This window comes from Candidatus Planktophila sp., assembly GCF_044348745.1.
Classification (GTDB): Bacteria; Actinomycetota; Actinomycetes; order Nanopelagicales; family Nanopelagicaceae; genus Planktophila.
Window position 1 is genome coordinate 1 of sequence record NZ_JBIKSG010000025.1, and the last position, 13,608, is coordinate 13,608.

At 46.3% G+C, this 13,608-nt stretch carries 16 protein-coding genes and 3 tRNA genes; 6 read left to right on the top strand and 13 right to left on the bottom strand.

From position 1 onward, the window contains the following. The 7 genes from pdxT to pgsA all read right to left on the bottom strand — a co-directional run. A partial coding sequence (gene pdxT / locus AC9UH7_RS04720; RefSeq protein ID WP_509595749.1) for a pyridoxal 5'-phosphate synthase glutaminase subunit PdxT occupies positions 1-437 on the bottom strand: 437 nt, incomplete at its 3' end. Between the two features lie 11 nt (positions 438-448). Continuing rightward, a complete protein-coding gene (gene pdxS, locus AC9UH7_RS04725) occupies positions 449-1,336 on the bottom strand; it encodes a pyridoxal 5'-phosphate synthase lyase subunit PdxS (RefSeq protein ID WP_509595787.1) in 888 nt (295 codons plus the stop codon). Between the two features lie 40 nt (positions 1,337-1,376). Further along, positions 1,377-2,336: a DUF3048 domain-containing protein gene (locus AC9UH7_RS04730; protein WP_509595752.1), complete on the bottom strand. Its 960-nt coding sequence runs from the start codon at positions 2,334-2,336 to the stop codon at positions 1,377-1,379. A gap of 25 nt (positions 2,337-2,361) precedes the next feature. Beyond that, entirely contained in the window at positions 2,362-2,865 is a 504-nt protein-coding gene (locus AC9UH7_RS04735) for a hypothetical protein (protein WP_509595755.1), read from the bottom strand. After that, complete coding sequence (locus AC9UH7_RS04740; protein WP_509595757.1) at positions 2,865-4,043, bottom strand: glycosyltransferase family 4 protein; 1,179 nt, start codon at positions 4,041-4,043, stop codon at positions 2,865-2,867. Before AC9UH7_RS04740 ends, AC9UH7_RS04735 begins: the two co-directional genes overlap by 1 nt. After that, entirely contained in the window at positions 4,043-4,927 is an 885-nt protein-coding gene (locus AC9UH7_RS04745) for a phosphatidylinositol mannoside acyltransferase (protein ID WP_509595760.1), read from the bottom strand. Before AC9UH7_RS04745 ends, AC9UH7_RS04740 begins: the two co-directional genes overlap by 1 nt. Further along, complete coding sequence (gene pgsA / locus AC9UH7_RS04750) at positions 4,928-5,521, bottom strand: phosphatidylinositol phosphate synthase (RefSeq protein WP_509595763.1); 594 nt, start codon at positions 5,519-5,521, stop codon at positions 4,928-4,930. 24 nt (positions 5,522-5,545) lie between these two features. On the opposite strand from pgsA, the gene AC9UH7_RS04755 reads away from it, so the two are divergent. Further along, entirely contained in the window at positions 5,546-6,130 is a 585-nt protein-coding gene (locus AC9UH7_RS04755; RefSeq protein WP_509595765.1) for a hypothetical protein, read from the top strand. Here the strand turns inward: AC9UH7_RS04755 and AC9UH7_RS04760 are convergent, their stop codons facing one another. The 4 genes from AC9UH7_RS04760 to AC9UH7_RS04775 are packed head-to-tail and all read right to left on the bottom strand — an operon-like array spanning position 6,131 to position 10,402. Continuing rightward, complete coding sequence (locus AC9UH7_RS04760) at positions 6,131-6,631, bottom strand: HIT family protein (protein ID WP_509595789.1); 501 nt, start codon at positions 6,629-6,631, stop codon at positions 6,131-6,133. Between the two features lie 30 nt (positions 6,632-6,661). Next, a complete protein-coding gene (gene thrS, locus AC9UH7_RS04765) occupies positions 6,662-8,650 on the bottom strand; it encodes a threonine--tRNA ligase (protein WP_509595768.1) in 1,989 nt (662 codons plus the stop codon). 4 nt (positions 8,651-8,654) lie between these two features. Further along, positions 8,655-9,413, bottom strand: coding sequence for an aminotransferase class IV (locus AC9UH7_RS04770; RefSeq protein ID WP_509595771.1), 759 nt, complete (start codon positions 9,411-9,413; stop codon positions 8,655-8,657). Further along, a complete protein-coding gene (locus AC9UH7_RS04775; RefSeq protein WP_509595774.1) occupies positions 9,413-10,402 on the bottom strand; it encodes a chorismate-binding protein in 990 nt (329 codons plus the stop codon). Before AC9UH7_RS04775 ends, AC9UH7_RS04770 begins: the two co-directional genes overlap by 1 nt. Before the next feature lie 68 nt (positions 10,403-10,470). Between AC9UH7_RS04775 and AC9UH7_RS04780 the strand changes: the two genes are divergently transcribed. From AC9UH7_RS04780 to AC9UH7_RS04795, 4 genes are all read left to right on the top strand, one after another. Then, positions 10,471-10,543 (top strand) — tRNA-Gly (locus AC9UH7_RS04780). Between the two features lie 63 nt (positions 10,544-10,606). After that, positions 10,607-10,680, top strand: a tRNA-Cys gene (locus AC9UH7_RS04785). 46 nt (positions 10,681-10,726) lie between these two features. Beyond that, positions 10,727-11,071, top strand: coding sequence for a phosphomannose isomerase type II C-terminal cupin domain (locus AC9UH7_RS04790; RefSeq protein WP_509595777.1), 345 nt, complete (start codon positions 10,727-10,729; stop codon positions 11,069-11,071). 28 nt (positions 11,072-11,099) lie between these two features. Then, positions 11,100-11,171: transfer RNA gene (locus AC9UH7_RS04795), tRNA-Val, on the top strand. Between the two features lie 74 nt (positions 11,172-11,245). Here AC9UH7_RS04795 and AC9UH7_RS04800 read toward each other — a convergent pair. Then, positions 11,246-11,581: a hypothetical protein gene (locus tag AC9UH7_RS04800; protein WP_509595779.1), complete on the bottom strand. Its 336-nt coding sequence runs from the start codon at positions 11,579-11,581 to the stop codon at positions 11,246-11,248. Between the two features lie 244 nt (positions 11,582-11,825). Here AC9UH7_RS04800 and AC9UH7_RS04805 point away from each other — a divergent pair, with 244 nt between their 5' ends. Further along, complete coding sequence (locus AC9UH7_RS04805; RefSeq protein WP_509595782.1) at positions 11,826-13,250, top strand: nitronate monooxygenase; 1,425 nt, start codon at positions 11,826-11,828, stop codon at positions 13,248-13,250. A 17-nt stretch (positions 13,251-13,267) separates the two neighbouring features. Here the strand turns inward: AC9UH7_RS04805 and AC9UH7_RS04810 are convergent. Continuing rightward, positions 13,268-13,608 (bottom strand): alpha/beta hydrolase (locus AC9UH7_RS04810; RefSeq protein ID WP_509595785.1); only part of this gene is annotated, 341 nt, incomplete at its 5' end.

Here is a 13,608-nt window from a genome sequence, read left to right on the forward strand (position 1 = left end):
TGTCCAACGCGTTCTACCCAAGGTGCCCGAATAAACACCGCATGAACTGGATCTGTTGAACCATCACTAAATGCAATATCTGATTCAAAGGAATCAACTTGGCGGCCAAAGGCATTTCTACGAACTGTTATGTCTAATCCGCCAAAACTCTTTTGACCTTCCTTGGCATCTAGAATTTCATTAGCCAACAAGATCATTCCAGCACATGATCCATATACCGGCATGCCGGCTGAAATACGATCTTTGATCTGATCAAAGAATCCAAAGCTTTCAGCTAACTGAGCAATTGTGGTTGATTCACCACCCGGTAGAACCAAAGCATCAATCTGATCAATCTCTAATGAGCGTCTAACAGGTATTGGACTAACTCCACAGGCAATAAGAGAGCTGATGTGCTCTCGAACATCACCCTGGAGAGCTAATACCCCAACCTTCATTTGCTAAACAATTACCAACCGCGTTCAGCAAGACGATGTGGCGCAGGTAGATCTGCAACGTTGATTCCAACCATCGCTTCACCTAAGCCACGAGATGCATCTGCAACAACTTTTGCATCATCCCAAAATGTTGTCGCCTTAACGCAGGCAGCAGCGCGTTGGGCAGGATTGCCAGATTTGAAAATACCCGAGCCAATAAACACGCCATCTGCGCCCATGCTCATCATCAACGCGGCATCAGCAGGAGTTGCAATACCGCCGGCAGTAAAGAGAACGACAGGAAGTTTTCCGGTCTCTGCAACCTCTTTAACAAGTGCGTAAGGTGCCTGTAATTCTTTTGCTGCAACATAAAGTTCATCTTCACGCATCGATGACAGACGACGAATCTCTCCGCCAATCTTTCTCATGTGCTGCATTGCATTTGAAACATCGCCTGTTCCTGCTTCGCCCTTTGAGCGAATCATTGCTGCACCTTCGTTAATACGACGCAGGGCTTCACCTAGATTTGTCGCACCGCAGACAAAAGGAACTGTGAAGCCAAACTTATCGATGTGATTTTCATAATCTGCAGGAGTTAAAACTTCTGACTCATCGATGTAGTCGACTCCCAGTGACTGTAGAACCTGCGCTTCCACAAAATGACCGATGCGCGCCTTAGCCATAACTGGGATTGATACAGCGGCTTGAATCTTTTCGATCATGTCAGGATCTGACATACGTGCAACGCCGCCTTGTGCGCGAATATCTGCTGGCACGCGCTCTAGTGCCATGACCGCGACAGCACCGGCATCTTCGGCAATCTTTGCTTGTTCGGCGTTGACAACATCCATGATGACGCCACCCTTGAGCATCTCAGCCATTCCGCGCTTAACGCGAGCTGTGCCAGTTACTTCAGACATGTCCATTTACTCCGCTTCGATCGAAAGATAGGTAGTAATCCTACTTCGTCTTTGGCGGAGGTGGCGAGGTGAAATCAGGCTCACGATCTGTTAGCGCTATCCAAATCTGGCCCGGATCGAAGTTCATTACGGTTCCATCTGCGAAGGTGAAGGTTGTCCCTGCCTCGCTAGATGGTCTGTTCCATGTCGTCACAAACCTTTGGCCATTTCGTAATACATAGGCCTTTCCTGTCCCAACAGTTTGTGACAGTGGGGTTACTCCCCCAACCTTGTCTTTGTACTCTGATGGAATTATCGAAACCATCTGAATGACTAATGTCGTTGGACCGAGAACGACTCCAGATTCTGCATAGTTAATCGAATCATTGTGCGAGAGTAGCCATCGGGAGTCCTCCTGTGACCAAGTCGCAGAATAAGTTGCTGCCGGCCAATGCATGACCGCTTTATCCGTTAGCGCTCCGCCTTCGGGTAATTCGCCAAATTTGAAACCAACATCTTTGGCTGAATCAATTTGGTAATTGTTTTCTGCGATCTTCTCCATCAATAAATCAGCACGCAAAATCATTGCATATGGAGGAGTTCGATTTGGGTCGGTTGTAAATATTGTTGGACTTTGTCGCTGCGCTCCTAAGTCTTGGAGATTAGCTGAGGCAATAACAGGTAGCAACTTACGTTGCGCACCACTGTATGCAAATGCCACTCGTCCATATTGCGCCAATATATCGATGTCGGAAATACGTGCACTTCGCACAGGTCCGATACGTTGTGGAATAACAGATGAGAAGATCGCAGCTAAACGAGTCAGGCCGCCTTCGACTTGTTCGATATAGACAACATCGGCATCTTCCAAACCAACCTGTGGGTGTGCCTGCGTCGTGTCATCTATTTTGACCACCAGAACCGGACCATTAATTCCTTCGCGTCCACTAATTGCATTTGTAGGAACTGCTTCTGGCAAAATATTCGATATCGCTGCGCAGCTAGTGAGTAACAAGCTCAATAAAAGCCCAATGGCAATCCTGCGTTTAGAGAACATCAGACTCAAATTCGTAGGTAACAGGCAATGGAGCGCTACCAGCTAAGCGGAAAATTCTTACGATTATCTTTCTGCGCACCATCTGTGTTCTTGTCACCGCATCTTTGTGAAGAGCAATAGCTACCCGTATTTTGTCTGTTAAAGCAGAAAGCTCTGTAAGTAGGGCATTATCAGCAGCGGTAGCAAGATGCTGAGAATCTTCAAGAAGTAAGCCCAATGCACCTGATAATCCGCTCTCAGCCGCTGATCTACTTTGAATTTCTGCATCTCTGGCTTGATAGGCAGCTCCTGTTAGTAACAGAGAGGAGGCTGGATCTGCAATGTCGCTATGTGCGATCTCTAATGCGACTGAGGCTCTCTTCTGCAAAAGCACATCTAGATTGGCCCAACTAGTTTCGACTCGGTGATGCAAGCGATCAAGACGTGTTGCCAAAAAAGACAAGTACCACAACGAGATAAGGAGAACGAAAACTGCCAACACCCAATTAGTCATTACTTATCATCCTTTGAGAGGAAGCGATTCCAGGAACGTGTATCAGATGCCAGTTTAACTTTTTCGCTTCCTACGATTGACATTTCATAAACGGAATATATTTGTTGAGCAATCACATTCCAATCAAAACTTTGGCCTCGTAGGCGGCCGGCGCGTGCTAACTCTTCTCTTTTCTTTTCATCTCGCAATAAATCAATAACGACTTTAGCCAAATCTGTTGAATCTTCGGATTTGAAAAGCCCACCAAATTCACCTTGGCCTAATAGATCATCAAATGCTGGGATGTCACTTGCAACCACACACGCTCCTCCGGCAAGTGCTTCTGCCAAGATGATGCCGAATGACTCACCGCCGGTATTGGGTGCGACATAAATTGCAATTGAAGACATGAAATTGGCTTTTTCCTCCTCTGAAATCTTTCCTAAGAATGAAAAGCGATGTCGTAACTGAGGATCAATCCCCTTCTCAACTTCAGTGGGATCCCCTGGGCCTGCAACGAGGACTTTGACGTCGGGTGCAAATCGCGCAATAACGGGCAAAGCATCAAGCAGAATACTTAAGCCTTTTCGAGGTTCTTCGAATCTTCCAATGAAGCCGATCGTATTTCCTTGCCATTTTTCCTGAGGTATTCCTTCTAAATATCGAGATGCGTAAATACCGTTTGGGATGACCACTGCATCGGTGTCTAGATGATCGGTCAGAGTAAGGCGCGCGGCCTCTGACACAGCAATCCGAGCTGACAACTTCTCTATGGCCGGCTCAAGAATCGGTCCTATGGCAAAAATAATCTTTTGTCGCTTTGCTGCCGCATGGAATGTGCCGACCATTGGTCCATCTGCTGCCCAGCAAGCAAGCAATGAAATGGAAGGAATCGCCGGTTCATGCAAGTGCAACAAATCAAATTCGCCTTGCGCAATCCATTGACGTACTCGGGAAAAGGCAACAGGCCCAAACAAGACTCTTGCTACTGCGCCGTTGTATGGAATCGAAATTGGTTTACCTGCATGCACCACATAGGAAGGCAAATTTTCTTCATCCATAGCAGGAGCTAAGACAGAAACCTCATGTCCGGCTTTAATCAAAAATTCTGCTAGATCACGAATATGGTTTTGAACACCACCGGGAGTGTCCCAACTATACGGACAAACAATTCCAATCTTTAAAGATCTGGTCAGCATTAGGTGCGCTCCACAAAATCACCATCGGTCCAAATGCGTTGAAGCATGTGCCAGTCCTCTGGATGTTTGGAAATTCCTACTTCGAAGTGTTGTGCGGTCGTTTGCACGATCTGATGAATTTTCTCATCATCACTTCCAGTGCTAGGGATAAGCACTTCATTGAAGTCGATATGGATGCCCGATTCGGTGTAGGAAACAAAGGCGGTTATCAGTGGCGCTTTAGTTTTGATGGCCAACAACGCTGGACCTGCTGGCATACGAGAAGGCCCACCGAAGAATTCAACTGCTATCCCAGAACGTGATAAATCACGATCAGCAACCAATGCCACTAATGCTCCCTGGCCTAATCTTTGAGCCAAAGTGCCCATGACTTTTCCATCTAAAGGTAGAACTTCCATACCCATAGCTTGGCGGTACTCTAAAAACTTCAAGAAAAGTTTTTCTGGTTTAAGACGTTCCGCAACCGTTAAAAGATTGATTCCTTTAGCGCAGAAATACGCACCTGCATGATCCCAGTTACCAGCATGTGGCAAGGAAACTATGACACCAGTCTTGGCTGCAATTGCATCCAACAAAAGATGCTCATTGTTTACCGAAACTGTTGCGCTAACTCGCTGGGCAGACCAATCGGGAAATCTGAAAGTGTCGCACCAGTAGCGCATGTAAGAACGCATCGCTTTAGAAACCAAAACATCCAATTGCGCAGATGAGATGCCTGGTTGAGTTCGACTTAGATTGGAACGCAAACGAGATACGCTTTTTCCATTCCTCTTAGTTAAGAAATCTGCTGCCCAGTAGGCCAAACGGTATGCAGTTTTTTCGGGCAACCAGCGAACAAGTCTCCAACCTGCAAAATAGGCATAGGCGGCAAGATTGTCTTTCACTTATATGGCTCGCTTAACAATTAACATTCTTTGAATAACTGTATACGTCCCAAGTATCGCCAATAACCACATTCCGATAGCCAAAACGTATGGAACGCCTAAGCCATCAAATCCAATAGCAGCTAAAGAGATAATCAATCTTTCAGTTCTTTCAGCAATACCGCCAGAACATGAAATACCAAAACTTTCTGCTTTCGCGCGAATATATGGCACTAACATTCCTGTAACCAAGGTGACCATGACAACTAGAACGAGAGAGTCATCTTTATCGATTAGGTATAACGAAACCCCAACGAGAATCGCAGAATCTGTGACTCGATCTATAGTTGAGTCAAGAAAGTTGCCCCACTTGCTAGAACCTTTTTGTGAAATACGTGCCATGGTTCCGTCAAAGAGGTCACTCAAAGCCATCACGCTAATAATCAAAGTACCGATGAAGAATTCACCTCTTGGGTAGAAATACAGTGCCGAGGCCACCACAGCAATCGCCCCCACCCAGGTAACGGCGTTGGGCGTGATTCCTATACGCAAGGCGAATCTAGCCACTGGGGTAATTACCCGAGTAACCACTGGCTTCAAACGTGCACTTAACATCAAGGACCATCGTAGGCTGAGCCAGTGCAATCTCAAATAAACGACCTGCGGATTCATGTCTACGGTCACCAAAGCGCAGATCCAGCCCAGGTTGCCGCTGTTTTCAACGCTCAATATTTAGAAACGGCTGAACCTGAATCAGATCTAGCTATTTTTGCCATTGATCCCTCTGCTGGAATAGATCAAGCGACGATTGATCTATGGCAATCATTAGATGAATATCAGGTTCCGCGCCTTGTAGTGGTGACTCACTTAGAAAAACTTGAAGCAGATTTTGATGACGCGGTGATGATTGCAACCCGAGTCTTTGATCAAATGATCACCCCATTCTTAGTGCTCCACGATGAAGGAGGTTTGCCAGCCGCACTCATTGGCTTGGCCGATCTTCAAATAATTGATTACTCAACAAATCCTGTTACCAAGAAAAGTTGTGAACCAGAACATCAGACCTTGGTTCAAGAGTTCCGAGATGAGTACTTGGAACTAATTGCTTCCTTAGGAGAAGACTCATTCAAGGCTGGCTTGATGTTTCCCGCTATACCTTTGTGGATCGAACGTGGAATCGGAAAAGACATCGTTGAGGAGTACATTCAACAACTTATCCAATAACTACCAAGCGGCGGATATCTCCGCGCGAGTTAAAGTTAATAGTTGCGGCATTACCTTCGTTTTACCAATGATCGGCATAAAGTTTGCATCACCACTCCATCTTGGAACAACATGCTGATGTATGTGTTCTGCAACCCCAGCTCCTGAAATCGCGCCCTGATTCATTCCTAGATTGAAACCTGCCGGTTGTGAAACTTTTCGAATGATTTTCATTGAGTGGGCGGTCAATGCGCTAATTTCATTACGTTCTTGCTCTGTTAAATCAGTCAGATCTGGCACGTGTCGGTATGCACAAATCAACAAATGCCCTGGGTTATATGGATAGAGATTCATGACCACAAAAGCTGTCACACCCCGATGGACAATCAGTCCTTCTTCATCCTGCAAAGTCGGTATTCTGCAAAATGGGCAACCAACATCATTTCCTTCTAGCGGCCGGTTCTCGCCTCGCAAATAATCTAATCTGTGTGGGGCCCAAAGCCGTTGCCAGCCGTCAGGCATTCCCACTCCATCAATGTGCCCGGCCACTGATTAAACCTGGGTTCGTTCCTGTACTACCTTTTTAATTTCCGCAATGGCTTCCTGGATAGGTATTCCATTCTTTTGCTCGCCATTTCGATAGCGAAAAGAAACAGCCCCGGCCTTTTGATCTTCTTCTCCTGCGATAACCATGAACGGTATCTTCTGCATTTGTGCGTTGCGAACCTTTTTCTGCATACGATCATCGGATGAATCAAGTTCTGCGCGAATTCCAGCTTTGCGCATTTGCTTGATCACATCTCCGAGGTAGTCAGCAAAAGTGTCTGCCACGGGGATGCCAACTGCTTGAACAGGTGCAAGCCACGGTGGGAATGCTCCACTGTAATGCTCGGTAAGAACACCAAAGAAACGTTCGATGGATCCAAACAAAGCGCGGTGAATCATCACCGGACGCTGACGAGTTCCATCTGTTGCTGAATACTCCAATTCAAAACGTTGAGGCAATTGAAAATCTACCTGGATCGTAGACATCTGCCACGTGCGACCAATGGCATCTTTCGCTTGGACTGAGATTTTTGGACCATAAAAGGCAGCGCCACCTTCATCCAAAACAAGTTCGAGATTTTGCGCCGTTGCAGCCTTGCGAAGTGCCTCTGTTGCTTCTTCCCAATCTGAATCTTCTCCCACGAACTTTTCAGGGTTCTTGGTTGAAAGTTCCAAATAGAAATCATTGAGTCCGTAATCGCGCAACAAATTTAAAACGAAGGTGAGCAAGGAATCTAACTCACCAACCATCTGTTCTTTTGTGCAATAGATATGCGCATCATCTTGGGTAAAACCACGTGCCCGAGTGATGCCGTGTAACACTCCTGATTTTTCATAACGATAGACAGTTCCAAATTCAAACAAACGCAATGGCAGTTCGCGATATGAACGTCCACGGGATCTGTAGATGAGATTGTGGAACGGACAGTTCATTGGCTTCATGTAGTACTGCTGACCGGCACGCTTAACGGTGCCATCAGCGTTGTACTCCTCATCCAAAATCATTGGTGGATACATGCCATCGGCATACCACTGCAGGTGACCGGAGGTTTCAAACAAGGCCGCTTTAGTTAAGTGCGGAGAGTAAACAAACTCATATCCCTCTTCTTCATGGCGAATGCGTGAGTAATCCTCCATCGCGCGACGAACAATTCCACCCTTGGGATGAAAAACGGCCAAGCCAGAACCAATCTCTTCTGGGAAAGAAAAAAGATCTAGCTCTGTGCCTAAACGACGGTGGTCGCGCTTTTCAGCCTCTGCCAAAAGTTCTAAGTATGCGTTCAACTCATCCTGTGAAGGCCAGGCAGTTCCGTAAATGCGTTGCAACATAGGATTCTTCTCAGAACCTCGCCAGTAAGCGGCGGCGGTACGCATGAGTTTGAAAGCCGGAATGTGTTTTGTTGAAGGCAGGTGCGGACCTCTGCATAAATCACTCCACACTGGATTGCCATCGCGCCCGAGATTGTCATAGATAGTTAACTCAGAACCACCAACTTCAACAGATGCTTCTTCACCTGCTGGACCCTTGATTCCTATCAATTCACACTTATACGGTTCATGGGCGAGTTCTATCAAAGCCTCAGCCTCTGTTGTTATGCGGCGCTTGAAGCGTTGACCCTCTTTAATGATCTTTCGCATCGCACTTTCGATCTTTGTTAAATCATCTGGATTGAAGGTGTTCTCTGGATCAAAGTCATAATAGAAGCCATCTTTGATTGGAGGCCCAATACCCAATCGAGTATTTGCATAAACCTCCTGGACTGCCTGTGCCATGACATGGGCAGTGGAGTGACGAAGAACGGCAAGACCATCAGGTGAGGAAATTGAAATCCCCTCAACGACATCACCATCGACTAGCTCGCTCCACAAATCCTTAAGGATTCCATTTACCTTGCAGACCACAATCTCTTTGTTGTCGGCAAAGATCTGGGTAGGACGCTGGTCGGCCTCTACCTGAATCTTCGCGCCATCTACCGTGATTGAAATCTGGGACATGTTCCTAGCCTACCGAAGTCCTAAGCGCCATCGCGTGTATTTCATCCCTGAATTCAGGTGATTGGGATAATTCTCGACCATCGATAGATGCAATCGGCTGAGCAATGCGAAGACTGCCTAACAAAAATGCAGACTCAATCCTTTCTATTTCAGCAACTGGGATAGATCGCACGATTACTTCGCAATTTTCAATAACAAGTGCACGCATGATGCCTGGCAAGACCCCATCAGATAGTGGTGGGGTGCACCACTTTCCTTCAATCTTTACCAGAACATTGCTGACTGATCCTTCGCAGAGTTTTCCATCCGAACTGGTTACCAGCGCTTCATCAAATCCGCCAGCACGTGCTTGTTCCAGAATCTCCAGGCGATGGGTATATGGAAAACTCTTTACTGGAACGCCTTGAATAACCAACGGAACAGAATGTTGGCAAACCTTTGCCGCAGACAACTGCTCCTCATAAGCAAGATGAACCGCGCCCCAATTTCCACTGGCATCAAATGAAACGCGCAATAGTCCAGTTGAGTGAGCTTCTTCTTGAAGTAATAGCGAAATCGCTTCCCGCACTAATTCTTCATTAGGTAGAACAACGCGCTCTTTGATCCCACTATTAACAGCTCTGCGCATATGTCGAGAAAATGCCCAAGGTTTACCATCCACTGTCTTAATGGTTTCAAAGATTCCGGCACCAGAGAGCCACCCAAGATCGGAAATCTGTGATTCTTCTTGAGGGACGAGGAGACCATTGACAATTACTTTCACTACAACTCCCCTCCTGCTATAGAAATCAACCGTCTAGCTTTCAGTTGAGTTTCTTCCCATTCAGCTGCAGAGTCACTACTCCAAGTAATCCCGGCACCCGTTCCAAAATTGATGTGCGAATCCTTCCAAAATGTGCGGATAGCAACAGATAACTCAGCTTTCTCACCCTCTACCCACCCTAGAACTCCACAATAAGGCCCACGATCTATTTCATTCTCGGCAATCACCTGAACCGCCGATGACTTTGGTGCACCACTTACCGAACCAGGTGGAGATAGTGCTTCAAAAATTTCAGACCATGAAATGTCATCTAGCAATTCACCCTTAACATCAGAAACCAGATGCTGAAGACCTGGGTGTTCTTCACTTGAAAGCAATCGCGGCACTTCTACGGTTCCACTCTTGCAAATTCTACTCAAGTCATTTCTCATCAAATCAACAATCATTACATTTTCAGCTTTATCTTTAGCTCCAAAATCCTCGGCATTAAGTGGTTGAGTGCCCTTAATAGGTGAAGTTTTCACAGTATTTCTATCGCGGCTTAGAAAGAGTTCAGGTGAGGCCGAAGCAATCATTACTCCCGAAATTTCAAGATAGCTAGCCCAGGGTGCTGGATTATTTTTCAATATCTCCGTAAAGAGTCCTCGCAGCGATTGTCCGTCATCAGTATGACTCAATCGTCTGCAGGCATTTACTTGATATACCCATCCCTGTTCAATGGAACTTCTTATTGACTCTACATATCCAATGTATTGATTCATATTCAAGGATGATTCCCAAGTTCCTTTTAGAGGAATCCAAGAAGTTGCTGGAAATGGAGCGGCCTGCACTGTGGCGAACTTTGCAGCGGTGAATTGGTTTTCAAAAGTTGTCGATACCGCCCAGAACCCACCATCATCTAAACACTTCGGGTCATCAGAAACCTCGACTAGATCCGTCGCTAGCCGGCCACCCATCCAAAAGAGTGGTGAATTTTCCGCATATGGCACGGGCTAACGCTAACCAATCAAACTCGCTTTGGCGCTTAGGGCTCTCCTGCGATAGATTTGCCCTCCTCGCGGACGTAGCGCAGTTGGTAGCGCGGAACCTTGCCAAGGTTCAGGTCGCCGGTTCGAACCCGGTCGTCCGCTCTGATATTCGCCGTTTAGATAGATCTCTCAGTAGGGAATGAAATCTAACGGCGATATTTCTATGGTCGGGTGGCCGAGAGGCGAGGCAAGGGACTGCAAATCCCTCTACACGGGTTCAAATCCCGTCCCGACCTCCATTATTAGTGGAAGAGTAAGAAGTTCACATAACGGAGGAAAGTGAAAATGGCAGCAGATGATTCAACTAGACCTTGGGGTCGGTATGAAGTTCTGCAGGAAAGTGATTTTCACAAAGTTAAATGCATCTATGTAACACCAGGAACACGTCTGTCTTATCAACGTCATCAAAAACGCCGTGAGCACTGGTTCATCGTCTCTGGCGTTGCAACTGTTGTAATCGAGGGCAAGGTGTTTGAAAAGTTTCCAGGTGAAACAGTCAGTGTTGAAATGGGCCAGCTCCATCGCATTGGTAACAGCGGCAGCGAAGAGTTAGTTTTCGTGGAAATCCAAACCGGAACATACTTCGGCGAGGATGACATTGAGCGTATCGAGGATGATTACGCCCGATAAATCACTGATGTATAGTTTAACCACCTAAGGATCGTTGGCTCAGCGGTAGAGCACCACATTGACATTGTGGGGGTCACTGGTTCGATCCCAGTACGGTCCACTTAGAAAAGCTCAATCACCTCGACAGAACTCTTCTCGTTAAAGTTAAACAATTCCCTAAAGTACCGCGCTGAACTATTCAGTTCCCTTGTTTATCTTTAGGCAATAGGTCAGCAACTTTCCATAGCCACCTAGATCATCGACTACACCGTTGTCCGTTGCGCCTTCCAAGACATCTGCATAAAGCTGAAACTCTGGGTAATCAGGAGCTAGCTTTGCGAATTGCTTACTTGCAACATCGGCATAGCCTGCGCCGCCACGCAAATCACTGACCATAAATCTGTCCATGTATTCTTGAAAGGTCTTGCATGGTTCCACAGCTGCCTCATCGGCAGTTAACTTAGATCCGCAACCGGCAAGGCCAAGTGGAACAACTAGCACTGCTACCAAAAGTAGATTTTTGATTTTCATATTGGGACCCGATCTCTTTGGACTAATGCCGAAAGAATAACTTCATTGAATCTCAAAAACGTGGAATGAGCACCAAGACACAGACCGTGACTAGTCAATCAGGCACCGCAGGGACCCGCGTTCATTGACTGTTGGAATGCTGCACGACCAAAAGGACTAGAGATGCCTCACATTAAGGGCATCTAACCCCCAAATTGCTGATGCCTACTCGCGAGTTCGCCTCTTTGATCTTTACAGTTCAAGCATGGAGAGCTCTGTTAAGTACCCAACGGTTATTCAAGGTGGAATGGGTATAGCCGTCTCTTCTTGGCAGTTGGCAAAACAAGTTGCTATCGCTGGTGAACTCGGTGTTATTTCAGGCACGGCAATTGATTCAGTTGTTGCTCGCCGGCTGCAAGATGGAGATGTATCAGGTGATATTCGCCGCGCGATGTCCCATTTTCCAAATCAAAAAACTATCTCAGAAATCATGGACCGCTTCTATGTCGAAGGTGGTCGCCCAGCAGATAAGCCTTACTTAGATGTTCCAAAGTTGAGTATCAAAGGAAATCTTTTCTCAAATAATCTCTTAGCTGTTGCTAGCTTTGTTGAGGTGTGGCTAGCTAAGGAAGGTCATAGCGGCCTGATCGGTATGAATATTCTAGAGAAGATCCAACTTGCAATTCCGGCACAGCTCTATGGTGCAATGCTTGCAGATGTTGATTACATCCTGATTGGTGCTGGCATTCCTGCACAAATCCCACATCTACTCAATGAAATTTCTATTGGAAATAAAGTAGCCATGAAGGTGGAAGTCGCTGAAACTAAAGAAAAGCACTACTTGCACTTTGATCCAAGAACTCTTGGGATCGAGAACTTTCCGATTAAACGTCCTGAGTTCTTAGCAATTGTTTCATCCCACGCACTTGTTGCATATCTAAACAAAGATGTCGAAACCAAGCCAGATGGGTTTGTTATTGAATACCACGTTGCAGGAGGGCACAACGCTCCCCCTCGTACCAAGAACGCTATTGATGAAAATGGTGAGGCTGTCTATAACGAGTTAGACATACCCAACCTAGAGAAGATCTTGGCATCTGGCTCTCCATTTTGGCTCGCCGGAGGCTTTGCTACACCTGCGAAAGTCGTTGAGGCAATTGCGCATGGGGCGAAAGGCGTGCAGGTCGGTTCTGTATTTGCATTATCAAATGAATCTGGTTTCACAGAAGAGAACAGATCGAGCGTTCTTAACTCGCTTGCAGATCCAAACATGCGAGTACTAACAGATGCCAGCGCTTCTCCCACTGGTTTTCCTTTTAAAGTGATCCAGAACAATCAAACTCTTTCAAATGACAGTCTCTATAAGGAGCGGACTCGTATTTGCGATCTAGGTTACTTGCGCACGATGTATCAACGCGAGAATGGTGGCATCGGATATCGCTGCCCTGCAGAGCCGCTCGATAATTACGAATTCAAAAATGGCCAAGTAGATCAAGCACAAGGATCAAAGTGCTTATGCAATGCGCTGATGGCAGATATTGGTCTTGGGCAGCGCAGACCCGATGGTAGAACTGAAATCTCACTACTGACATTTGGCTCAGATTTAGAAGGTCCTCGCGCTATGCGCCAAAGACATCCAGAGGGATGGAATGCGGTCCAAGCAATTGATTTTCTCAAAGAACTTCTTTAACAAAAGTTAAAAGGGCCCTATTTGGTTTTAGAAGTTAATCCTTCTATAAAGGTAAGGCTATTCTGGAAAATCAACTCTTGGTCATAATCCAAAGTTGCAACGTGGTAGCTATTAACCAATTCAATTCGTGTCTTACTTTGTGAACCAATCTCATTCAAAATAATCTCAGTATTGGCAACAGGCAAAGTGTGATCCTCGACTGAGTGAAACAACTGAACAGGCACTGTGACTTTGCCAAGGTTGCGACGGGTAATTCTGAGCATTTTTAGAAGCTGATGAATACCCCGAGTTGGTAGAGCGTCATAACCCCATTCAGTTATTCCGGGACGTTTAATGTCATCACCAACACTGGTGCGAA